We start from the raw sequence: 22,190 nt of genomic DNA, 5'->3' as shown, positions 1-22,190 counted from the left end.
CCGCTCCCGCCGGCACTCTCTCATCCTGATTGTCGCTGGGTTCTCACCTTGATTGTCGTCGCGCAGCGAGCGATGCCGTGGCGAGAGGTGTCTGTCATGGATCAGCGACGAGAGTTTGTGATGCTTGCCAAGCAGGAGGGAGTAAACTGGCGGCAGCTGTGTCGGCAGTTCGGCATCAGCCCCCAGACCGGCTACAAGTGGATCCAGCGGGATGATGCTGGCGATACGACGCTGGCGGACCGATCGCGGCGGCCGCATCGGAGTCCGGAGCGCACGGCGGCTGCGACTGAGCAGCAGATTGTCGCGCTGCGCGATGCTCACCCGGCCTGGGGCGCGCGCAAGCTCGCACGTCGTCTCGAGCGCGATGGGCAAGCTGTCCCGGCGATATCCACCGTGCACTCCATCCTGCGCCGTTACGATCGCGTGAGCGAGCCTGCAGGCACGCCCGGGCAGCCCTACACGCGCTTCGAGAAGGATGCGCCCAATCAGCTTTGGCAGATGGACTTCAAGGGGCACAGCGCGCTGGAGAACGGCGTGTCCTGTCATCCGCTGACGGCGTTGGACGACCACTCGCGCTTCTCCTTGTGCCTGGCCGCCTGTGACAACGAACGAGGCTCTACGGTACAAGGCCATTTGGAGACGACGTTCCGCCGCTACGGACTGCCGGATGCGATGTTCGTCGACAATGGCGGCCCCTGGGGCTTCACCCTTGAAGACCCCTGGACCACGCTGACGGTGTGGCTTCTGAAGCTCGGCGTCCGAACGATCCACAGCCGGCCCTACCATCCTCAGAGCCGGGGCAAGAACGAACGCTTCCACCGCACCTTGAAGGCCGAGGTCTTTGCCCTCAAGCGCTATCGCGACCTGATCGACGTCCAGCGGGCGTTCGACGACTGGCGGGCCGTCTACAATCTCGACCGGCCGCACGAGGCGTTGGACTTCGATGTGCCCGCAAGCCGCTATCGACCCAGCCAGCGCACGATGCCGGATCGCCTTCCGACGGTGGAATACGACGATGGCGAGATCGTCCGTTCGGTATCCACCACCAAGGCCTATGTCAGTTTCAAGGGACGGCTCTGGAAAGTCCCGCAAGCCTTTCGCGGTGAGCGGCTCGCTATTCGTCCGCTCAGTTCCGACGGAAAATTCGGAATTTTCTTTGCCGCGCATCAGATCGCAGCGATCGATTTGCGCTGCCCGAAAAGTGTCAACTATGTCTCCGAACAGGTGTAAGCTATGTCCCCGGTCTGAACACTGCGCTCGCAATGACGCGGTGAGAGCGGGGGCGCGAAGGGCCGCGCGACGCGCAAGGCCCGGTCCGCCCCGGTCGCGGCCCGTCAGGTCGCGCCGGCCTTTTGCGCGTAGGACCAGGCCTGCTTGGTCATCGGCACCATGCGCTTGACGGACTCGATCGCCTTGTCGTTGGCGGCGGTGCCGTCGCGAATGCGGCCGATGATGCCCTGCAGGATGCCGGCGAGGCGGAACAGATTGTAGGCAAAGTACCAGTTGAGGTCGGGCAGCTCCACGCCGGTGACGGCGCAATAGATCGCGGCCGCCTCCTCCATGGTCGGGATGTTCAGCGCTTTCAGGTCGACGCCGTCGAGGCCGGGCATGATCCACTGCATCAAGAGGTAGGTGAAATCGGCCATGGGATCGCCGAGCGTCGACAGCTCCCAGTCGAGCACCGCGATGACGCGCGGCTCGGTCGCGTGGAAGATCATGTTGTCGAGCCGGTAGTCGCCATGCACGATCGAGACGCGCTGCTGCGCCGGCAAGGTGCGCGGCAGCCATTCGATCAGCTTCTCCATCTCCGGCAGATGCTCGGTCTCGGACGCGCGGTACTGCTTGGTCCAGCGGTCGACCTGGCGAGCAAAATAGTTGCCGGGCTTGCCGAAATCGGCGAGGCCGATCGCTGCCGGATCGTAGGTGTGCAGCTTCGCCAGGGTCTCGATCTTGCTGGTGAAGATGGCGCGGCGCTCGGCGGCGTCGACATGCGGCAGGGTTGGATCCCAGAACACCCGGCCCTCCTCCATCGACATGATGTAGAAGGCGGCGCCGATGACGCTGTCGTCGTTGCACAGCGCGTAGGCCTTGGCGACGGGAAAGCCCTGCTTACCGAGCGCGGCAATGACGCGGAATTCGCGGTCGACCGCATGGGCCGACGGCAGCAGCTTGCCGAACGGTTTTCGCCTGAGCACGTAGGAGCGGCCGGGCGTGTTCAGCCGGTAGGTCGGGTTGGACTGGCCGCCCTTGAACTGCTCGACGGTCAGCGGGCCGGCATAGCCCTCGACATGCTGGTCCATCCAGGCCGCGAGCTTGGCCTCGTCGAAGCGATGCCGCTCCTCGACCGGCTTGGTGCCGGAGAATTCTTCGTCCTTCTTGACGCCGTCGGCCACGACGAACTCCCTTGGTGTTACGTCTCATCTTACGAGCGGCGGCCATTGTCGCCGGTCGTTGCTTCCGTCATTGCGAGCGCAGCGAAGCAATCCAGGGTTACGCCGGGACTCTGGAGAGCTTCGCTAAGCTCGCAATGACGGAGTACGTGATTGTGAGCGTCGCGTACAAACCATGGCGGCGAACCCGGAACTGCGGTCTGGGCATGCCTCCATCATCGCGCTTCGCGCGACGATGGAGGTTGCCCACCCCTGCGAGGTCTGCGTCAGTGCCGCGGCTCGTTGGCGTATTTCTTCATCTCGAGCCGGGCGATGGCACGGTTGTGCACCTCATCGGGACCGTCGGCAAGACGCAGCGTACGAATATTGGCGTAGTCCTTTGCAAGGCCCGCATCGTCAGACACGCCGGCACCGCCGAAAGCCTGGATGGCGTCGTCGATGATCTTGAGCGCCATGTTCGGGGCGGCGACCTTGATCATCGCGATCTCGCCCTGGGCGGTCTTGTTGCCGACCTTGTCCATCATGTCGGCGGCCTTGAGACACAACAGCCGGCACATCTCGATGTTGGTGCGGGCCTCGCCGATGCGCTGCTCCCACACCGAATGCTCGATGATCTTCTTGCCGAAGGCGGTGCGCGTCATCAGTCGGCGCACCATCTTCTCCAGCGACTCCTCGGCCTTGCCGATGGTGCGCATGCAGTGATGGATGCGGCCGGGACCGAGGCGGCCCTGCGCGATCTCGAAGCCGCGGCCCTCGCCGAGCAGGATGTTCTCCTTGGGCACCCGGACGTTCTCGAGCAGCACCTGGGCGTGGCCGTGCGGCGCGTCATCGAAGCCGAACACCGGCAGCATCTTCTCGACCTTGATGCCGGGGGTGTCGAGCGGCACCAGGATCTGCGACTGCTGCTGATGCTTGGCGGCCGACGGATCGGTCTTGCCCATCAGGATCGCAATCTTGCAGCGCGGATCGCCGACGCCCGACGACCACCATTTGCGGCCGTTGATGACGTAATGATCGCCGTCACGCACGATCCGGGTCTCGATGTTGGTGGCATCCGACGAGGCCACCGCCGGCTCGGTCATCAGGAAGGCCGAGCGGATCTCGCCGTCCATCAAGGGGCGCAGCCATTTGCGCTTCTGCTCCTTGGTGCCGTAGCGGATGAACACCTCCATGTTGCCAGTGTCCGGCGCCGAGCAGTTGAACACCTCCGACGCCCAGGAGATGCGGCCCATCTCCTCCGACAGCAGCGCGTATTCGAGATTGGTCAGGCCGGCGCCGCGGAACTCGTCGTCCTCATGCGGCGACGGCGGCATGAACATGTTCCACAGACCTTCGGCCTTCGCCTTGGCCTTGAGGTCCTCCAGGATCGGAATCACCTTCCAGCGATCGCCCTCGGCGTCCTGCTGCTTGTAGATCGGCACCGCCGGGCGGACATGCTTGGTCATGAAGCTGCGCACGCGCTCCAGCCATTCCTGCTGCTTCGCCGACATCGTGAAGTCCATGGGACTCTCCTTGAGCGTTTCCTCTGGAATTTTGGCCGCAGTGTCGGCCCGCTTACGGCGTCCGCGCAAGTGCGATCTTGCGCGACACGACCGCGCGAGCCGTCGCTGCAGCGCCGAAATCTCGTCCCGCGGAAGCACCGCGATTGACATTCCGGCCGTCTCAAACAATAGTTTCATACAATTGTTTGAAACGCAACTCCCCGCCCTCATCGTTCGGGAGCACGAGCATGGCGACTGACCAGACCCGGACTGCGATCCTCGCCGCCGCCGAGCGGCTCTATGCCGAGCGCGGCTTTTCCGAGGTGACGCTGCGCGACATCGTGGCCGAGGCCAACGTCAATCTGGCCGCGGTGAACTATCATTTCGGCTCCAAGGACGAATTGATCGCCGAACTGTTCGTGACCCGCTCGATCGCGCTCAACCGCGAGCGCCTGCGCGAGTTGCGCGCGGCCGAGGAGGCCGGCGGCGGCCGCGCCGATATCAGCGACATCCTGCGCGCGCTGGTCGGCCCGATCCTGCGCGGCTGCCTGGGACCGGAGAACCAGCGCTCGCCGGTGGCACAGTTCATGATCCGTGCCTCGATCGAATCGGTGCCACCGATCCGCCGCATCAAGACCAAGGAAATCGACCATTTGCGCAAATTCGCCGCGGCGATGAAGCGCGCGCTGCCCGACGGCTCCGAAGTCGACCTGTTCTGGGGCCTGCATTTCGCGCTTGCCATGGCGCATCACACCATTCGCGAGAGCGAGCGGTTGACCAAGCTGTCCGACGGACAATGCGATCTCGACGATGTCGAGGATGTGATCGCGCGGGTGGTGCGCGGCGCCGTGCTTGGCTTGACCGCGCGCGATCAGGCGGCAAAGTCGCCGCCCAAGGTCGCAGCGCGCGGGGCGCGCTAGGCCTCGTGTCTCGCTGATGAGAATGGAGCCCGCCCGATGACGGACCGTGCGAGATGGATACTGGCGGCCGCGGCGCTCACGCTGTTGACCGCAAGCGAGCCGGTGCTGGCCCGCGGCGCCGCCGCCAACATCATGAACTCACCCGGCTATCAGCGCCGCCTGCAGGAATCGCGGCAACAGCTCGGCGCCCCGGGGCCGGCCCCTTTCGTGGCAGACCCGCGCTACCATTCGCCACGATACAAGGCGAAACGGCACCGTCATCACCACACGCATTGATCACGGGAGCTCGTAGTCTCTCCCCGTCATTGCAAGCGCAGCGGCGCAGCGAAGCAATACAGGGTGGCGGGCGGGACTCTGGATTGCTTCGCTGCGCGCTGTGCTCGCAATGACGGTGGAGAGACCGGACATTGATTGCTGGCATCGTTGTCCGCGCCGCCAGCACAGCGCGGACGGAGGTCTCGACCAATGGCGTCCTACACCACGCCCTGCTGCTTCAGCGCGGCGATCTTCGCGTCGTCATAACCGAGGCTCGACAGCACGTCCTGCGTGTCGGCGCCGAGCAGCGGCGGTGCGCGGTAATCGGTGATCGGCGTGCCCGAAAAGGTCAGCGCGTTGCGGATCAGTGACAGCTGCGGCTCGAACGGGTGGTTGACCTTCACCTCCATGCCGCGCGAGCGCACATGCGGATCGGCGAACACATGGGCGAAATCGTTGACGGGGCCGCAAGGCACGCCCGCCTTCTCCAATTGCTCCAGCCAATGCGCGACCGAATTTTTCAGGAACAGGCCGGCATAGATCGCCATGATCTCCTTGCCGTTGACGACCCGGTCGTTGTTCTTGATGAATTTCGGATCGGTGGCCAGCTCCGGCGCGCCGAGCACGGCGCAGGTGCGCGCGAATTGCGCGTCGTTGCCGACCACCAGCATCAATTCGCCATCGGTGCAGCGGAACACGCCGGCCGGCATGCCGCCATTGCCCCAGGTGCCGCGGCGCGGCGGCGACTTGCCGTTGACCAGGAAGATCTGGGCGTAATGCGACAGCGAGGCGATCACGGTGTCGAACAGGCAGACGTCGATATGTTGGCCGCCGCCGCCATTGACGTCGCGGTGATACAGCGCCGACAGAATGCCGATCGACGTGTTCATCCCGGTCATGTAGTCGACGATCGACGGCCCGACCTTCATCGGCCCCGCCCCCGGCTCGCCGTCCATGTGGCCGGTCACGCTCATCAGCCCGCCCATCGCCTGGAAGATCGCGTCATAGCCGGCGCGCGGCGCATAGGGGCCGGTCTGGCCGAAGCCGGTGACCGAGCAATAAATCACGTCAGGATTGACGGCCTTGATCGCCTCATAGTCGAGGCCGTAGCGCTTGAGATCGCCGACCTTGTAGTTCTCCATGAACACGTCGCAATCCTTCGCCAGGGCGCGGATGATCTCCTGGCCCTCGCTCGAGGCGATGTTGACCGTGACCGACTTCTTGTTGCGGTTGGCGCAGAGATAGAACGAGTTGTTGTTGTTGGCCTTGCCGTCGGGATCCTCGAGGTAAGGCGGCCCGAAGGCGCGCGCATCGTCGCCGGTGCCGGGCCGTTCGATCTTGATCACCTCGGCGCCGAGATCGGCCAGCATCTGGGCCGACAGCGGACCGGCCAGCACGCGCGTGAGGTCGAGAATCTTGATGCCAGACAGCGGCAGGGCCGACATGGATGTTCCTCCGGGAGCATATTCCTTGTCGCGGACATGCCCTGGGAGGCCGCCCGCTCTCTCCTCGCGGATACACCATTTCGCGCGCCCGAGCACTGCGCTGGCGGCATGCCGCCTTGTCAATGCTGCTGCGGGCGGGCGTCATCCATACGCCGCTCCAAATGACGCCGTCATTCCGGGGCGTGCGCAGCACGAGCCCGGAATCCATTGCTCCGCGCGTTCTGCCGCCCGATGGATTCCGGGCTCGCGCGACCGCGCGCCCCGGAATGACACCGCTGGAGGGGCGGCCAGCGATGGCATCAGCTCCAGATCAAAAGCCCTACGCCGCGCGGAGCTGGCTCACGAACTGGTCGACGTCGTGGCGCAGGTCGGCCGACAGTTTCGACAGCGTGCGCACCGACTCCAGCACCCCGCCGGCCGCCTGGCCGGTGGCGGCGGTGGCCTCCGACACGCTGGAAATATTGTCCGGTACCGCGTTGGTTCCCTCCGACGCCTGCTGCACATTGCGCGCGATCTCGCGCGTCGCCGCCCCCTGCTGCTCGACGGCGGCTGCGATCGCCGAGGCGATCTGGTTGACGCGCTGGATGGTCGAGGAGATCGCCTGGATGGCCTCCACCGAGGCCTTGGTCGCGCCCTGGATGCCGGCGACCTGCGAGGTGATCTCCTCGGTCGCCTTGGCGGTCTGGTTGGCCAGCGTCTTGACCTCGGCGGCCACCACCGCGAAGCCCTTGCCGGCCTCACCGGCGCGCCGCCTCGATGGTCGCGTTCAGGGCGAGCAGATTGGTCTGCTCGGCGATGCCGCTGATCAGCGCGACGACATCGCCGATGCGCTGCGCGGCATCCGACAGCGCCCGCACCTCGTCATTGGTCTTCTCGGCCTGCGTCACCACGGCGCTGGCGATCGAGGTCGATTCGGTCACCTGACGGCTGATCTCGGTGATCGAGGCCGACAGCTCCTCCGTCGCCGCCGCCACCATCTGGACGTTGCCGGAGGCGCGGTGCGACACCTCGGCAACGGCGGACGCCTTGGCGCGCCCCTGGTCGGCGATGGTCGACATCGATTGCGCTGTCGCGTTCAGCTCGTTCGAAGCCGAGGTCAAGGTCTGCAGCGACGAGGTGACGGTCGCCTCGAACTGGCGGATCAGCTGGTCGACGGTGCTCTGGCGGCGTTCGCGGCGGCCCTGCTCGGCCTCCTTCTCGCTCGCCAGCCGGTCGCCCGCGATCATGCTGTCCTTGAACACGGCCACCGCGCGCGACATCTCCCCGATCTCGTCGCGGCGGTCGAGCCCGGCGAGCTCGATCGTGTAGTCGCGATCGGCCAGCCGGCGCATCGCCGCGTCCAAAGAGCGGATCGCCGCCGAGATGCGACGCTGCACCACTGCCAGGCCCACCAGCGCAACCGCCAGCGCCAGCACCATCATGACGGCATTGAGGACGAGACTCTCACGCGCCTCGCTGATCCGCCGGCCGGCGACCGCCACCATTTCGGCGAGCGCGGCATTCGCGGCATCGACGCTGTAGGACAGCAGCGCGGTGTTGAGCTTGGACAATTCGGCGAATTTGAACTCGATGGTCTGGTTGTTGCGCAACGCCTTGACCAGGCCGGCCTGCTGCTCGGCCATCGCCGCCGCATCGGGCTGCCTGGAGCGGTTGACCGCATCGACCAGCGCGGCTGGAGCATCGGCCCGAGCCGCGGCGGCGACGACCTGGCTCCAGGCCTGCATCTGCCGGCCGGATTCCTCAGCGCCGCCGACGATGTCCGCCACACTCCACGGCTTGCCGGAGGCTGCGGCATTCTCGATGCGCACGGCAAACTGGCCGCCGAAATTGCGCGCGGCCCAGGCCGATTGCTTGACCTGGACCATCTGGTCGATGACGGGATCGACGAGCTTGATGGTCTCCTCGAGATCGGCGGCGATCACCAGCAGCGCGTCGAGATAGTCCTGCGCAGCCTTGCGGAACGCATCCGCAGCCTGCATGTCGCGCGAGGCCTTGGGCTGATGGATGGCGCGTTCGGCGTCGGGGCGCAAGCCCGCGAGACGGTCATGCGCAGTGACGAGGCTGCTCAACCGGCCGGCGATGCGGGCGTCGGCAAAGCCGGACAACGCGTCCTGGACCTGCTTGTAGGCGGTCTCCGAGATCTGGCGATTGGTCGTAATGCGGGTGTCGGCCGCCGCATCCGCCGTCCCCTCCGCCACCAGCGTCGCCAGGAAGGTGCCGCGCTCCAGCCGGAAGCCCATCAACGTGTTGAACAGCTGCTGGTCCGCTCCCGCCAGCCGGGCGATGCGCTGGGCCGACTGGGTGCGGTTGAAGGCGTCGAGCAGGCCGTTCGCCAGGCTACCGATCAACAACAGGGCCAGGGCTCCGATAATCACCCCGAGCATGGTTCGTATCGTCAGGCCGTTGAAGAGTCGCATCTGTCGAATCCCACCCGTGAACTTGTTGGTCGGAGAATCGGGGGGCTGATTAATTTTCCGTCCTATGTAAGTCCGTTGCTAAGCATAGCGACGTTCCCTCAGGCCATTCCCCTGCATTTCTACGGAGCCCGGTGAACTTTCTTGCTTCGTTTTGTGTGCGACGGGACTCGAGACACATCGGGACATACGCAACAAGGAGCTGTTAAAAATTACCATCGCACCTGGACGCAGGCTTGATGTCTCAACCCCGGAGCATGCCATGACATCGATCTCTGCCTCCTCGATGAGCGGCTACTCGCCGCTCGACCTGCTCAAGCAGGAACTCTCCAAGGAAGTCTCGGCCGGCAAAGTCAGCGCCACCGACCAGACGGCGCTGTCGTCGGCGCTGGACGACATCGATTCCGCACTGCAGAGCGGCAGCAGCAGCTCATCGTCCACGACGAGCTCCAGCACGCCGCCCTCGCCCAAGGAGATGCAGTCGAAGATCGACAATCTCATCCAGAGCGAAGTCGACAGCGGCAAGCTCACTGCCGACCAGGCGAGCGAGCTGAAGAACGTCTTCGCCAATGCCTTCTCGGGCGGCCCGGGCGGCGCCGGCGGCCCGCCGCCGGCCGACGACAGCAGCAGCGACAGCACCTCAAGCACGTCGTCCTCGTCATCGTCGTCCTCCTCGTCGTCAAGCACGTCCTCCGACCTCGAAGAGCTGCTGAAGAAGCTGCTCGAAGCGCTGCAAAGCTCGAACAGCAGCAAGACCTCGTCCTACAGCGCCAACGGCAGCAGCTCGTCGAGCTCCAGCAGCAAATCGCTGGTGGTGGACTTCTCGGCCTGACGGACCGGCAACGCGCCGCGTAGCCGGATGAACGCAGGCCACCGCCCGCCAGGGCGGCGGCGGGAGCGACATCCGGGATCACCGCAACAGTCCGTGAGACCCCGCATGTCGCTGCGCACATGCGGGCTACGGACCGTCACTCCGGCGCGTTGAACGTCCTGGCGAAATACACCGGCGCGGCCGTCTTCTTCAGCCGATAGAGCTGCGCCGGCCGGTTCGGCCCTTTCCGCATCTTGGCGATCGGCTCGATCAGGTCCGCCGACAGCATGCGGGTGCGGAATGCGCTCTTCTCCAAGGGACGATCCAGCACGATCTCATAGGTCTGCTGCAGCTCGGGCAGCGTGAACTCCTCGGGCATCAAATAGGCCGGCAGCGAGGTGTACTCGACCTTGCTGCGCAGCCGCTGCACGGCGGCCTGCAGGATCTCGGCATGATCGAAGGCGAGCTTCGGCATCACGCCTGCGCCGTCGAGCGGAAACCATTGTGCATCGGCTGCGAGCGCCGTCTCCGCTCCTGAGCTGGGGATCAGCGCAAAATAGGCATGCGTGGCCGACCAGCCGCGCGGGTCGCGGTCCGCGCTGCCCCAGCTGCCGAGCTGCTCCAGATACGGGCTCACGACGCCGGTCTTCTCGGCGAGCTTGCGCCGCGCGCAGGCTTCGAGATCGCGATCCCTGGCGATGTCGACGAAGCCGCCCGGCAAGGCGAAGGTGCCCGGGAACGGCTCGCCGGGCCCGCTGCCGCGTCGCACCAGCAGCACCTGCAGCGCCTCCTGCCGGATCGTGAAGATGACGATGTCGACCGTCGTCAATGGCCGCGGGAAATCGAGCCCGGGCGTCTTCGCCCGGCTCCGCCCCTGGTCCCCCGCCGCATCGCCCTGCCCGTGCCGTCCCGCCATACCGCTCGCCCCGCCAAAATGCCGCTTGACACTAGCACACTTAGTTGTACTGTCCAACTTACTTAGTTGTCGTGACACACTTATGTAACAAAACGTCAGGAGGCCGCCATGTTCGGCATTCGCTTCATCAAGGCCCAGCCCACCACCTATCTGCTCAAGTACCGCGCCGGAACGGTGGTCGAGGAAGGCGCCGGGCTCTCCACCTTCTATTACGGGCCCGCGACCTCGCTGGTCGCGATCCCCATCGGCAGCCGCGACGCCGCCTTCATCTTCCAGCAGATCGCCCGCGACTTTCAGACGCTGACGATCCAGGGCCAGGTCACCTACCGCATCGGCGAGCCGAAGAAGGCGGCGGCGATGCTGAACTTCACGCTCAAGCGCGACGGCAAGACGTATGAGTCCGACGATCCCGAGGAGCTGCCGCAGCGCGTGCTCGGCGCGGTCGAGGTGCTGGCGCAGCAGGCGGTCAAGGACATGACCCTGAAGGAAGCGCTGCGGGCGTCCGACCGCATTGCCGAGGCAATCGCGACGGGGCTGCAGCGCCGCGCCGATATCGATGCGCTGGGGCTGGAGATCCTCGGCGTCGCCGTGCGCGCGGTGAAGCCGACGCCAGAGACCGCCAAGGCGCTGGAGGCCGAAGCCCGCGAGGCGATCCTGAAGACGGCGGACGAGGCCATCTTCGCGCGGCGCAATTTCGCGGTCGAGCGCGAGCGCGCCATCCGCGAGAGCGAGCTCGATACCGAGATCGCGGTCGAACAGAAGAAGCGGTCGATCCGCGAGACGCAGATGGATGCGGAGGCCAGCGTCGCGGCGAAGACAAACGAGCTGCGCGAGGCCGGCATGGTCGCCGACATCGCCCTGGAGGCCAGGCGCAAGGATTTCGTCGCGCTGAATGCGGCCAACACCCGCACCCTCGCCGATGCCGAGGCCTATCGCGTCGGCGCGCTGATGAAGATCTTCGAGGGTGTCGACACCCGCGTGATCCAGGCGCTGGCCGCCACCGGCATGCAGCCGGGTCAGCTGATCGCGCAGGCTTTCTCCGGGCTCGCCGAGAAGGCCGAGAAGATCGGGCAGCTGAACGTCTCGCCGGAGCTGCTGAACAGCCTCATGCAGACGCCCGCGGAGGCCGCCCGTGTCCGGCAATGACCGCAAGGTGGTGCTGGTCACCAGGAGAACGCGGCTCGAGGAGCTGATCGCCAAGTTCCTCACCGCGGACCAGGCCCGCTTCTATGTCGAGCATCTCGGCGCCGACTTCTCCGACTATGAACGCGAGCACGCGGCCTACCAGGCCGCGCGCGCCACCGCGACGCAGACGCTGGAGCGCTGGGGCCGCTACCAGATCGTCGACCGCAGCTTCCTGCCGAACTTCCTGTTCGGCCCCGCCGACATCGTCGCGGCGCTCGGGCCCGACGGCCTCGTCGCCAACACCATGAAATATCTCGACGGCCAGCCGCTGCTCGGCCTCAACCCGGATGCGCAGCGCCATGACGGCGTGCTGCTGCCCTTCGCGCCGGAGGATCTTGCGAGCCTCCTGCCGGAGGTCGCCGCCGACAGGCGCGCGGCGAAAGCCGTAACCATGGCGCGCGCGAGCCTCGCCGATGGCCAGGTGCTGCACGCCGTCAACGACCTCTTCGTCGGCGCCCGCACCCATGTCTCGGCCCGCTACGAGATCGCGACGCGCGAGCGCCAGGAGCGGCAGTCCTCCAGCGGGCTGATCGTGACCACCGGCCTCGGCTCGACCGCCTGGTTCAAGAGCATCGTCACCGGCGCGCTCGCCATCGCCGGCAGCTTTGGCAGCCACGGCGATGGCGGCTACACCGCCCTGCCCTGGGACGCCCGCACGCTACGTTTCGCGGTGCGCGAGCCGTTCCCGAGCAAGACCTCGCAGACCTCGCTGGTCTGCGGCGGCCTCGACGGCGCCGAGACCCTGCGCCTGCGCTCGCTGATGCCCGAGAACGGCGTCATCTTCTCCGACGGCATCGAGACGGATCATCTCGATTTCAACGCGGGGACGGAGGCGGTGATCGGGATTGCGGAGCGGCAGGGACGGCTGATCGTGTAGGCTGCTCCTCCATGTCGCGCTGCTCATCGAGTGCCCCGCTCGCAATGACGGTGGAGAGAGCGCGTGTCCACGTCCCGCTCGTCACCCTGCGCATCCAGCGATGACGGCGGAGCGACCGCCGGTAGCCCGGATGAGCGAAGCGACATCCGGGATCATCGCGACGGTCCATGGGACCCCGGATGTCGCTTCGCTCATCCGGGCTACGCGTCCTTCTACCCCCGCGCAAACACCAGCACGCCATTCGCGGGGATCGTCACCATCGCCGAGTTGGGCTGGCCGTGCAGCGCCGGGCCGTTTGCGGTGACGGAGCCGTTGTTGCCGACCACGCCCGGATTGACCCAATTGTCGTAGACGTCGCTGTTGAACACCTCGTGCCACTGCCCAGGCGCCGGGAAGCCGATCGCGTAGTCGCGCCAGGGGGCCTCGCTGAGGCTCGCGATCACAATCACATCATCGCCCTGGCCGTCCCAGCGGTGGAAGGCGAGCACGCGGTTGCCGTCATGGGCGTGGACGATGGCGCAGCCCTCGGCCGTCAGCGCCGGATGGGCGCGGCGGATCGCGATCAGCTCGGCCGTGAAGCGGACGGCGTCGGCGGTGATCTTGTCCTCGCCGTCGAGCAGCGCCCATTGAATCGTGGTGTCCAGGCTCGGCGTGTCGCTCCAGGGCCGGTCCTCGAACAGCTCCTGGCCCATGAACAGCATCGGGATGCCCGGCGCGGTCAGCAGCAGTCCCGTGGCGACGCGGCTGCGGCTGCGCGCATACCAGCAGCGGCTATCGATGGGATCGGCCAGACGCGGAATGCGCGGCTCGCGGCCGGCATAGACGATGTCGTGGTTCTCGATCGAGTTGACCGCGCGCCAGCGCTTGTCGAGGCTGAGATCGGCGATCGCGGCGGCGATCGGCTGCATCGGAACGAGCGCCCCTGCCCCGCCGGCCGCGCTGGCGATCGCGCCGCGCACCGCGAGCCGCAGCCGATCGCTCCAGGTCGCGTCAAAACCGGCGCCGCCTTGCGCGATGTCCTTCACCACCCACGGATTGACCGGCCAGTATTCCGCGATCTGGATCGCATCCGGCTTCTCGGCGCGCAGCGCCTCGGTGAGCTGCTGGCAGGTCGCCCACCCGCCGAAGCGGTCCATCACGCTGACCTCGTCGAAGCGCAGGCCGTCGGCGTGATATTCGCGATAGAACATGATGGCGTTGTCGGCGAGGTACTGCCGCACGTCGGCATTCCAATAGGCGAACACCTGGCCGCCGGCCCAGCCCTGGTCGGTGAAATACAGGCTGCCGTTGGGATCGCCGTAAGGCTGGCGGTCGAAGAACCAGATGCTGGCCTCGTCAAAGCCGCCGCCGGCGTGATTGTAGACGACGTCGAACAGCACGGCGATGCCGTGGACATGGCAGACATCGACCAGCGCGCGCAACTGGTCGTCGCAATGCCTGACAACGTTGACATCGGCGTAAGGCGCCGCGCCGGCCGCCGCGAGGATCGCATTGGTGCGCGCGAAATAGGCCGCGAGATGGGCCTCCTCGCCTTCGCCATACTCGGTTTCCGGGCTGAACAAATCGGTGCCGTTGTAGCCCATGCTGAACATGGTCGGGAATTCCTGCACCGGCAGCAGCTCGATGGCGTTGACGCCAAGCTTGGCCAGATGCGGCACGCGCTCGATCACGTCGAAGAAGCAGCCGTCGGGATTGCCCGCCTTCATGTCGAAGCTGCCGACGTGAAGCTGGTAGATCACGAGCTCATTCCACGGCGGCGGCGTGAATGCCGTGTCGTGCCAGGGAAACGCCTGGGGATTGCGCAGCACGGAATGCGCCTGCGGAAACGGCGGATCGACGGTGAGCAGGCGCGCATGCGGATCGCGCTTGTAGCCCGAGGAGCCCTCGCCCTCGACGAAATACATGTAGGCGTCGCCGTCCTTCAGCCCGGGGATAAAGACCGCCCAATGGCCGTTGCCGATCGGCGCGAGACGGCAGCTCGCATCCTGCGCCCAGTCGTTGAACGGGCCGGAGACGTAGACCGCCTTGGCATGCGGCGCGAACACGCGGAACGTGGCGCCGCCGGTCACCAGGGTGCCGCCCATGGGAGCCTGGAGAAGATGCATCTGCCGCAGCGAAATCCTCAATCCTTCGGGGAATGGCGGCAGCGTAACAGGTTCCAGCAGCATATCCATGGCGGTCACTCTCCCCCGGCGCTCAGAACAGCCGCGCGCCGTTCGGCACGGCCTTGTCGGGCTGGAACAGCACGACATTGCCGGCCTCGTCCGGGAAGCCGAGCGTCAGCACCTCCGACATGAACTTGCCGATCTGACGCGGCGGGAAGTTGACGACGCCGGCGACCTGGCGGCCGACCAGCTTGGCCGGATCATACAGCGTCGCGATCTGGGCGCTGGAGCGTCTGGTGCCGATGCCCGGGCCGAAATCGATCGTGAGCTTCAGCGACGGCTTCTTCGCCTCCGGATAGGGCTCGGCGGCGACGATGGTGCCGATTCGGATGTCGACGGCGAGGAACTGGTCGAAGCTGATCTGATCTGCCGCCGGTGCCGTGGGATCGTGGGAGAGATGCATGGCGGCCTCATCGAACGCGGGACAGGCCGCGCGGAAGGCTTGGTTCCCGTGCGGCGTGGACTTGAGATTCCTCAACGAGACCAATTTCTAGTCGCCGAGGCGGAGGCTGACAATGCACCGCGCTGGGGACGGCGTCCCGCGCCCGCGATTGGCCGGACCGGTGTGGCCGATGGGTCGCAGGCTGGGCCACGCACCGGCTGTGGTGTCGCGGCGTCCCTGCAGAGCCCCGCCGCCACCACAAACTCCGCTGTCGTCCCTGCGCACGCAGGGACCATAACCACCGGCCGAAATCGTCGCGCGAGACGGCTTGCGCAAGCCAACGGCCGCCTCGGAGTATGTGTCCCGGGTCAGCGCCCCGCCGCCGCTTCGCGCCGTCGCGGCTTGCCCGGGACGGCAGCGGAGGTTGGCGGGAGAGCGGCGGCGCTCATACGGACTATGCGCCTGCACCACGATCCACGCGAGGGACAGAGCGTCTCTCCTCCGTCATTGCGAGCGCAGCGAAGCAATCCAGGCTGTCTCTGCGGAAAGATTCTGGATTGCTTCGCTGCGCTCGCAATGACGATGCCGCGGGAGTCTTGGGCATCAAGCTGTCATCGCACTTGGCACGGTGGGCACGTCGCTTCGCGGCTTCGCCGCGTAGCGCCTTTGCCACCCGACACTACGACAACTACACATTCTCCAGATGACACGCCACCCACTGGTCCTCGCCCTTGAGCCGCAACTCGGGCGCTTCGCTCCGGCAGCGGTCGAAGGCGAGCGGACAGCGCGTGTGGAAGCGGCAGCCCTTCGGCGGATTGACCGGGCTTGGCACGTCGCCTTTCAGGATGATCGGCGAGCGCTCGGCGCCTGGTTCGGGGATCGGGACGGCTGACAGCAGCGCCTTGGTGTAGGGATGGCCGGGCGAGGCGAAGATCTGGCGGCGCGGGGCGAGTTCGACGATCTTGCCAAGATACATCACGGCGACGCGGTGCGTCATGTGCTCGACGATGGCGAGGTCGTGGCTGATGAACAGCAGCGCCAAGCCGAATTCGCGCTGCAGGTCCTGCAGGAGATTGACGATCTGCGCCTTGACGGAGACATCGAGCGCGGACACCGCCTCGTCGCAGACGATCAGATCGGGCTTGGCGGCGAGCGCGCGGGCGATGCCGATGCGCTGGCGCTGGCCACCGGAGAATTCGTGCGGGCGGCGATTCACGGCGTCGCGCGGCAGGCGGACGATCTCCATCAACTCGCCGATGCGGGCGTCGAGCTCGGCTGTATCCTTGGCGAGGCCGAAATTGTTGATCGGTTCGGCCAGGATGTCGCGGATCCGCATCCGCGGATTGAGGCTGGAGAACGGATCCTGGAACACCACCTGCACGCGGCGGCGCATCTCGCGCAGCCGATGTGGGCCGAGATCGTCGATGCGCAGGCCGTCGAGCACGATCTGGCCGGCGGTGATGTCGAACAGCCTGAGGATGGCGCGGCCGACGGTCGACTTGCCACAGCCGGACTCGCCGACCAGCGACAACGTTTCGCCGCGCGCGATCTCGAACGATACGCCATCGACCGCGTGCACCTTGCTCTTGGTGCGGCCGAACAGGCCGCCCGAGATCGGGAAATGCTTCTTGAGGTCGTTGACCTGGAGCAGCGGCATGGTCATGCGGCGGCCTGCTCCTTGGCGGCGAAATGACAGGCGGCGATGTGATGCGGTGCCTTCTGCTCGAGGCCCGGCGCATATTGCCGGCAGAGATCGGTGGCGAGCGCGCAGCGGCCAGCGAATACGCAGCCCTCGATGCGCTGCTTGAGATCCGGCACCTGGCCGGAAATCTCGGCGAGGCGCCTGGTCTCGCCCGACAGCGACGAGCCGAGCTTGGGCAATGCGCCCAGGAGGCCTTGCGTATAGGGATGGCGTGGCGAGCGGAACAGCTGCTTCACCGGGGCCTCCTCGACCTTGCGTCCGGCATACATCACCATCACGCGCTCAGCGACCTCGGCGACGACGCCGAGATCATGGGTGATCAGGATGATCGCGGCGCCGACGCGCTGCTTCAACTCCAGCATCAGCTTGAGGATCTGCGCCTGGATGGTGACGTCGAGCGCGGTGGTCGGCTCGTCCGCGATCAGGAGCTTCGGATTGCAGGCCAGCGCCATCGCGATCATCACGCGCTGGCGCATGCCGCCCGACAGCTGATGCGGATATTCGCGCACGCGGCGTGCAGGCTCGGGGATACCGACCAGCGTCAGCATCTCGACCGCACGCGCCTCGGCCTGCGCCTGGTCGAGCCCCTGGTGCAGCCGCAGGGTCTCGCCGATCTGGCGCCCCACCGTCAGCACCGGATTGAGGCTCGTCATCGGCTCCTGGAAAATCATCGAGATGTCGTTGCCGCGCAACGCGCGCATTTCGCGGTCGGACAGCGCGAGGATGTCCCGGCCCTCGAGCTTGATCGAGCCCGCGATCTTGCCGGGCGGCTCCGGGATCAGGCGCATCATCGACATCGAGGTAACGGACTTGCCGCAGCCGGATTCGCCGACGATGGCCAGCGTCTCGCCGGGATCGACATGGAACGACACGCCATCGACAGCGCGGTTGATGCCGGTGGGCGTGCGGAAATGGACCTGCAGATTCTCGACCTCGAGCAGCGGCATCAGTTCAGCTCCTGGCCGCGGTGTGGGGCCTCGTGCGGTAAGATGGGGGCCTCATGGTTCGAGACGCGCCGCGCATGGTGACTGCTCCGCATCATGATCATCTCGGCGCAGCGCTCCTCACCATGAGGATTTGGCGCCGAGTGCGGCGCTGCACATTGGCCATGAGCAGCTTGCTCATGGAGAGGGTTTTGTTCGGAATCCGGTCTGTCCCCCGTCATTGCGAGCGCAGCGAAGCAATCCAGAATCTTTCCTCGGAGGGATCCTGGATTGCTTCGCTGCGCTCGCAATGACGAAGGAAGCAGTCTTGGCACATTGTCGTGCGGTGGGGAGGACGGGTTTGAGGCCTCATGGTTCTCACCATGAGTCGCGTGCGCCAACTGGCGCTGCACACAAACCATGAGGACGCGGCCGGTTACGGCAGCGTCCTCATGGAGAGGGTTTGACGTCGAGTCCAGCGCTGCACATCGGCCATCAGCCGCGCCCTCGCGGAGACGACTCTCACCCCTCACCCTGAGGAGCCCGCCGAAGGCGGGCGTCTCGAAGGGCGAGGCCCCCGTCTTTGACTCTTGCCTCACCACACCACTCATGGGCTCTTCGCCATGCGCGGGTCGAGGGCGTCGCGGAGGCCGTCGCCGACGAGGTTGACGGCGAGCACGGTGACCGACAGGAACGCGGCCGGGAAGAACACGATGTAGGGCTTGACCTGCCACAGCGCGCGGCCCTCGGCCATGATGTTGCCCCAGGACGGAATCGTCGGCGGCGTGCCGGCGCCGATGAAGGACAGGATGGCCTCGGTGATCATGGCGCTGGCGCAGATATAGGTCGCCTGCACCAGCATCGGCGCCATCGTGTTGGGCAGGATGTGCCGCAGGATCACCATCGGCGTGCGCGTGCCCGAGGCCACCGCGCCGTCGACATAAGGCTGTTCGCGCAACGACAGCACCACGCCGCGCACGAGACGCGCGACGCGCGGGATCTCGGCGATGGTGATGGCGAGGATGACGTTGCCGACGCTGCCGCGCGTCAGCGCCATCAGCGCCACCGCCAGCAGAATCGGCGGGATCGACATCAGCCCGTCCATGCAGCGCATCAGGACGCCGTCGGCCCAGCGCACGAAGCCGGCGACGAGGCCGATGGTCAGTCCGATCAAGGAGGCCGCGAGCGCCACCGCCAGCCCCACCGTGAGCGAGACGCGGGTGCCGTAGAGCACCCGCGAATATATGTCACGGCCGAGCGCGTCGGTGCCGAACCAGAAATCCGCCGAGGGCAGCCGCGTGCGCTTGGCCGGCGCGATCGCGGTGGGATCGACGGTGAACAGGAACGGCGCTGATACGCCGATGAAGACGAGCAGCAGCAACAGCGCGCCGCCGATCGCCACCGTCGGATGGTTGCGCAGGAAGCCGATCGTGCCGCGCCGGATCTTGGGCGCGGCCATCAGGTCCGGCAGGCGGGGCGCGACGACGAGGCCCGGCGGCGGCGATGTTGTGGTCGTGGCGGTCAATAGCGGATCCTCGGGTCGACCAATGTGTAGGTCACGTCGATCAGGAGATTGACGAGCACGTAGACGAAGCTGAACAAGAGCACGATGCCCTGGATCACCGGATAGTCACGGCGCAGGATGGCATCGATGGTGAGCCGGCCGAGGCCGGGAATGGCGAACACGCTCTCGGTCACGACGGCGCCGCCGATCAGCAGCGCGATGCCGATGCCAACCACGGTGACGATCGGCACCGCGGCGTTCTTCAGCGCGTGGATGAACAGGATGCCGCCCTGCCCGAGCCCCTTGGCGCGCGCGGTGCGGATATAGTCCTGCTGCAGCACTTCGAGCATCGCGGCGCGGGTGATGCGCGCGATCAGCGCGATGTAAACGCAGCCGAGCGCCACCGCCGGCAGGATCAAATTCTGCAGCCAGGGCCAGACGCCTTGCGACAACGGCGTATAGCCCTGCACCGGCAGCCAATCGAGCTGCAGCGCGAACACGTAAGCAAGGATGTAGCCGACCACGAACACCGGCACCGAGAAGCCGAACACGGCGAACGCCATAATGGTGCGATCGATCCAGGTGCCCGCCTTCCACGCCGCGATGACGCCGAGCGGCACCGCGATGAAGATGGTGAGAACCAGGGTCACCATCATCAGCGACAAGGTCGGCTCGATGCGCTGGGCGATCATCGCGGCCACCGGAAGATTGGTGAAGATCGATGTGCCCAGATCGAAGTGCAGCAGGCGCCACACCCAGCTGCCGAACTGGACCAGGAAGGGCTGGTCCAGTCCGAGATTGGCGCGGATGCGCTCGACGTCGGCCGGGCTCGCCTGGTCGCCTGCAATGACAACGGCCGGATCGCCCGGCGCGATGTACAGCAGGCTGAAGACGAACAGAGCGACGATCGCCATCACCGGCAAGGTCGACAGGACTCGTCGAAGCGCATAAGCGAGCATCAGATGTCTTTCACCTTGCGCATGATCTCCGCGACGGGCGCCACCGGCGCTCGTCGCGAGGACAACCGGTTCCCACTTTTCCGGATCATGCGTTATGCGGTCTTCGACACGCCCCAGAACAACGGGATCGGCCCCTTGGCCACGCCGGAGACGGTCTTGCGCCACGCGGTGTAGCCGAGGAAGAAGCCGGTGGGTGCGAACACCACATCGTCGATCGCGGCCTTGTTGATGCGTGCAGCGACCGCCTTCTCCTCGTCCAGCGACTTGGCGTTGAACCAGTTGGTGATCTCCGTCTCGACCGGCTCGCTGGTCGGCCAGCCGAACCAGGCCTTGTCGCCATTGGCGCGCAGCGCGTTGTAGGCTGCCGGGTTGATGCAGTCTGCGCCGGCATGCCAGGTGTGGAACATGTGCCAGCCGCCTTGCGCGGGCGGCGTCTTCTGGGCGCGGCGGGCGCCGACCGTGCCCCAATCGGTGGCGACGAAGTCGACATTCATGCCGAGCTTCTTGAGGAGATCGGCCGTGACGTCGCCGAAGGCCTTGGTAATCGGCTGGTCCTGCGCCACCACGCAGGTGATCGGCTCACCCTTGTAGCCAGCTTCTTCGAGCAGCTTCTTTGCCGCCGCGAAATCGCGCTTGCCTTTCAGGATCTCGCCGCCGGCCTCGGTGTAGAGCGGCGTGCCCGGCGTGAAGAAGCCCGGCAGCGGCTTCCACAGCGAATTGTCGTCGCCGACCAGCGCGCGCATGTAGTCTTCCTGGCTCATCGCCATCAGGATGGCCTGGCGCGCCTTCACATTGTTGAACGGCGCATGCAAATGATTGATGCGGAACGCGCCGACATTGCCGAGCGGATCACCGATGTCGACGCCGATGTTCTTGTTGCCCTTCAAGACCGGCACGAGATCAGTGATCGGGTTCTCCCACCAATCGACCTCGCCATTCTGCAGCGCGGCAGCAGCGGTCGCGGGATCCGGCATGATCACCCATTCCACGCGATCGACCAGCACCTGCTTGCCGCCGGCGAGCCACACCGGCTTCTCCTGGCGCGGCACGTAGTCGGTGAACTTCTCGAACACGGCCTTCGCGCCCGGCACCCATTCGCCCTTGACGAATTTGAACGGGCCGGAACCGACATATTCGGTCATCTGCTTGAACGGATCGGTCTGCGCGATGCGCTCGGGCATAATGAAGGCGCAGGGCGCATTGCCCTTGCCGAGCGCGAACAGCATCTTCGGATAAGGCTGCTTCAAGACCCATTTGAAGGTCTTGTCGTCGACCGCCGTGAGCTCGTTCTGAATTGCTTTCAGCATCAGGCCCATCGGGTCGCGCGCCGACCAGCGCGTCAGGCTCGCCACGACGTCCTTGGCGAGCACCGGCGAGCCGTCATGGAATTTCAGGCCGGGACGCAGCTTGAAGGTCCAGGTCAGGCCGTCGGAGGAGACCTCCTCCGACTCCACCATCTGGCGCTGCGGCACGAACTGGTCGTCGATGCCGTACAGCGTGTCCCACACCATCGCCGCCGCATTGCGCACGACATATTGCGTGCCCCAGATCGGATCGAAATTGGCGAGATTGGCCTGCGGCACAAAGCGCAGGGTGCGAGCGGCAGCGCCTTGCGCGATCGCCGGCGCCGCGAAGCCACCGGTCAGAGCGAGGCCACCTGCGCCCGCCAATCCCTTCAATACCGTTCTGCGATCCATGTTCTCTCCTGATGCAACATGCCCTGAGTTCAACTGCCGAAAATGTAAGCAAGGCCCATGCCATGCGCCCGGAGTGCATTCATTTGAACGCAAATGAGGCATCGGGCGCAAGGATGTCGTAGCCCGGGCGAGCGCAGCGACCCCGGGTTCTCCGAGACGGCACG

Annotated in this window: 17 protein-coding genes and 1 pseudogene; 6 read left to right on the top strand and 12 right to left on the bottom strand. The window is 66.0% G+C overall.

The features are described 5' to 3' along the window. Positions 1-72: 72 nt before the first annotated feature. Positions 73-1,230 carry an IS481 family transposase gene (locus tag ACVIJ6_RS25620; RefSeq protein ID WP_456772950.1) on the top strand — a complete coding sequence of 386 codons (1,158 nt, stop codon included), beginning with the start codon at positions 73-75 and terminating at the stop codon, positions 1,228-1,230. A gap of 104 nt (positions 1,231-1,334) precedes the next feature. Here the strand turns inward: ACVIJ6_RS25620 and ACVIJ6_RS25615 are convergent, their stop codons facing one another. Both ACVIJ6_RS25615 and ACVIJ6_RS25610 read right to left on the bottom strand, forming a co-directional pair. After that, positions 1,335-2,393 (bottom strand): phosphotransferase family protein, encoded by a 1,059-nt coding sequence (locus ACVIJ6_RS25615; RefSeq protein WP_456774988.1) that lies wholly within the window; start codon positions 2,391-2,393, stop codon positions 1,335-1,337. Positions 2,394-2,656: 263 nt separating this feature from the next. Next, positions 2,657-3,892: an acyl-CoA dehydrogenase family protein gene (locus tag ACVIJ6_RS25610; RefSeq protein WP_456774987.1), complete on the bottom strand. Its 1,236-nt coding sequence runs from the start codon at positions 3,890-3,892 to the stop codon at positions 2,657-2,659. A gap of 227 nt (positions 3,893-4,119) precedes the next feature. Here ACVIJ6_RS25610 and ACVIJ6_RS25605 point away from each other — a divergent pair, with 227 nt between their 5' ends. Then, on the top strand, positions 4,120-4,791 hold the full coding sequence (locus ACVIJ6_RS25605) for a TetR/AcrR family transcriptional regulator (protein WP_456774986.1): 672 nt from the start codon (positions 4,120-4,122) through the stop codon (positions 4,789-4,791). Between the two features lie 36 nt (positions 4,792-4,827). Next, positions 4,828-5,067, top strand: a complete 240-nt coding sequence (locus ACVIJ6_RS25600; RefSeq protein WP_456774985.1) for a hypothetical protein — start codon at positions 4,828-4,830, stop codon at positions 5,065-5,067. Between the two features lie 197 nt (positions 5,068-5,264). Here the strand turns inward: ACVIJ6_RS25600 and ACVIJ6_RS25595 are convergent, their stop codons facing one another. Together ACVIJ6_RS25595 and ACVIJ6_RS25590 are read right to left on the bottom strand one after the other, a co-directional pair. Next, positions 5,265-6,491, bottom strand: a complete 1,227-nt coding sequence (locus ACVIJ6_RS25595; protein ID WP_456774984.1) for a CaiB/BaiF CoA transferase family protein — start codon at positions 6,489-6,491, stop codon at positions 5,265-5,267. Positions 6,492-6,810: 319 nt separating this feature from the next. Then, positions 6,811-7,822 (bottom strand): annotated as a pseudogene (locus ACVIJ6_RS25590) (methyl-accepting chemotaxis protein). Positions 7,823-9,167: 1,345 nt separating this feature from the next. On the opposite strand from ACVIJ6_RS25590, the gene ACVIJ6_RS25585 reads away from it, so the two are divergent. Then, entirely contained in the window at positions 9,168-9,737 is a 570-nt protein-coding gene (locus ACVIJ6_RS25585; protein WP_456774983.1) for a hypothetical protein, read from the top strand. Between the two features lie 136 nt (positions 9,738-9,873). On the opposite strand, the gene ACVIJ6_RS25580 is transcribed toward ACVIJ6_RS25585, so the two are convergent. Beyond that, positions 9,874-10,632 carry an NUDIX hydrolase gene (locus ACVIJ6_RS25580; protein ID WP_456774982.1) on the bottom strand — a complete coding sequence of 253 codons (759 nt, stop codon included), beginning with the start codon at positions 10,630-10,632 and terminating at the stop codon, positions 9,874-9,876. Positions 10,633-10,740: 108 nt separating this feature from the next. Here ACVIJ6_RS25580 and ACVIJ6_RS25575 point away from each other — a divergent pair, with 108 nt between their 5' ends. Both ACVIJ6_RS25575 and ACVIJ6_RS25570 read left to right on the top strand, forming a co-directional pair. Next, positions 10,741-11,778: an SPFH domain-containing protein gene (locus tag ACVIJ6_RS25575; protein ID WP_456774981.1), complete on the top strand. Its 1,038-nt coding sequence runs from the start codon at positions 10,741-10,743 to the stop codon at positions 11,776-11,778. Continuing rightward, complete coding sequence (locus ACVIJ6_RS25570; RefSeq protein ID WP_456774980.1) at positions 11,765-12,694, top strand: sugar kinase; 930 nt, start codon at positions 11,765-11,767, stop codon at positions 12,692-12,694. Before ACVIJ6_RS25575 ends, ACVIJ6_RS25570 begins: the two co-directional genes overlap by 14 nt. A gap of 212 nt (positions 12,695-12,906) precedes the next feature. Here ACVIJ6_RS25570 and ACVIJ6_RS25565 read toward each other — a convergent pair whose 3' ends face one another. The 7 genes from ACVIJ6_RS25565 to ACVIJ6_RS25535 all read right to left on the bottom strand — a co-directional run bounded on the left by ACVIJ6_RS25565 (position 12,907) and on the right by ACVIJ6_RS25535 (position 22,026). After that, on the bottom strand, positions 12,907-14,868 hold the full coding sequence (locus tag ACVIJ6_RS25565) for an alpha amylase C-terminal domain-containing protein (protein ID WP_456774979.1): 1,962 nt from the start codon (positions 14,866-14,868) through the stop codon (positions 12,907-12,909). 22 nt (positions 14,869-14,890) lie between these two features. Continuing rightward, positions 14,891-15,262, bottom strand: coding sequence for a tRNA-binding protein (locus ACVIJ6_RS25560; protein ID WP_456774978.1), 372 nt, complete (start codon positions 15,260-15,262; stop codon positions 14,891-14,893). Between the two features lie 667 nt (positions 15,263-15,929). Further along, positions 15,930-16,904 carry an ABC transporter ATP-binding protein gene (locus tag ACVIJ6_RS25555; protein ID WP_456774977.1) on the bottom strand — a complete coding sequence of 325 codons (975 nt, stop codon included), beginning with the start codon at positions 16,902-16,904 and terminating at the stop codon, positions 15,930-15,932. After that, positions 16,901-17,890 (bottom strand): ABC transporter ATP-binding protein, encoded by a 990-nt coding sequence (locus ACVIJ6_RS25550; protein ID WP_456774976.1) that lies wholly within the window; start codon positions 17,888-17,890, stop codon positions 16,901-16,903. The genes ACVIJ6_RS25555 and ACVIJ6_RS25550 overlap by 4 nt, the downstream gene beginning before the upstream one ends. 583 nt (positions 17,891-18,473) lie before the next feature. Further along, on the bottom strand, positions 18,474-19,391 hold the full coding sequence (locus ACVIJ6_RS25545; protein ID WP_456774975.1) for an ABC transporter permease: 918 nt from the start codon (positions 19,389-19,391) through the stop codon (positions 18,474-18,476). Continuing rightward, complete coding sequence (locus ACVIJ6_RS25540) at positions 19,388-20,329, bottom strand: ABC transporter permease (protein ID WP_456774974.1); 942 nt, start codon at positions 20,327-20,329, stop codon at positions 19,388-19,390. The genes ACVIJ6_RS25545 and ACVIJ6_RS25540 overlap by 4 nt, the downstream gene beginning before the upstream one ends. Before the next feature lie 92 nt (positions 20,330-20,421). Then, the gene (locus ACVIJ6_RS25535) at positions 20,422-22,026 is read right to left on the bottom strand and encodes an ABC transporter substrate-binding protein (RefSeq protein WP_456774973.1); all 1,605 of its coding nucleotides are present in this window, start codon (positions 22,024-22,026) and stop codon (positions 20,422-20,424) included. Between the last annotated feature and the right edge of the window lie 164 nt (positions 22,027-22,190).

Source organism: Bradyrhizobium sp. USDA 4369 (assembly GCF_054056435.1).
This window is presented reverse-complemented; position numbering and strand designations above follow the sequence as displayed.

What these genes read in the sequence shown, in the direction of transcription:
- ACVIJ6_RS25575 (WP_456774981.1), top strand. Translation starts at nt 10,741, where the DNA reads ATGTTCGGCATTCGCTTCATCAAGGCCCAGCCCACCACCTATCTGCTC.
- ACVIJ6_RS25555 (WP_456774977.1), bottom strand. Translation starts at nt 16,904, where the DNA reads ATGACCATGCCGCTGCTCCAGGTCAACGACCTCAAGAAGCATTTCCCG.
- ACVIJ6_RS25620 (WP_456772950.1), top strand. Translation starts at nt 73, where the DNA reads ATGCCGTGGCGAGAGGTGTCTGTCATGGATCAGCGACGAGAGTTTGTG.
- ACVIJ6_RS25595 (WP_456774984.1), bottom strand. Translation starts at nt 6,491, where the DNA reads ATGTCGGCCCTGCCGCTGTCTGGCATCAAGATTCTCGACCTCACGCGC.
- ACVIJ6_RS25605 (WP_456774986.1), top strand. Translation starts at nt 4,120, where the DNA reads ATGGCGACTGACCAGACCCGGACTGCGATCCTCGCCGCCGCCGAGCGG.
- ACVIJ6_RS25540 (WP_456774974.1), bottom strand. Translation starts at nt 20,329, where the DNA reads ATGCTCGCTTATGCGCTTCGACGAGTCCTGTCGACCTTGCCGGTGATG.
- ACVIJ6_RS25550 (WP_456774976.1), bottom strand. Translation starts at nt 17,890, where the DNA reads ATGCCGCTGCTCGAGGTCGAGAATCTGCAGGTCCATTTCCGCACGCCC.
- ACVIJ6_RS25565 (WP_456774979.1), bottom strand. Translation starts at nt 14,868, where the DNA reads ATGGATATGCTGCTGGAACCTGTTACGCTGCCGCCATTCCCCGAAGGA.
- ACVIJ6_RS25580 (WP_456774982.1), bottom strand. Translation starts at nt 10,632, where the DNA reads ATGGCGGGACGGCACGGGCAGGGCGATGCGGCGGGGGACCAGGGGCGG.
- ACVIJ6_RS25560 (WP_456774978.1), bottom strand. Translation starts at nt 15,262, where the DNA reads ATGCATCTCTCCCACGATCCCACGGCACCGGCGGCAGATCAGATCAGC.
- ACVIJ6_RS25600 (WP_456774985.1), top strand. Translation starts at nt 4,828, where the DNA reads ATGACGGACCGTGCGAGATGGATACTGGCGGCCGCGGCGCTCACGCTG.
- ACVIJ6_RS25535 (WP_456774973.1), bottom strand. Translation starts at nt 22,026, where the DNA reads ATGGATCGCAGAACGGTATTGAAGGGATTGGCGGGCGCAGGTGGCCTC.
- ACVIJ6_RS25610 (WP_456774987.1), bottom strand. Translation starts at nt 3,892, where the DNA reads ATGGACTTCACGATGTCGGCGAAGCAGCAGGAATGGCTGGAGCGCGTG.
- ACVIJ6_RS25585 (WP_456774983.1), top strand. Translation starts at nt 9,168, where the DNA reads ATGACATCGATCTCTGCCTCCTCGATGAGCGGCTACTCGCCGCTCGAC.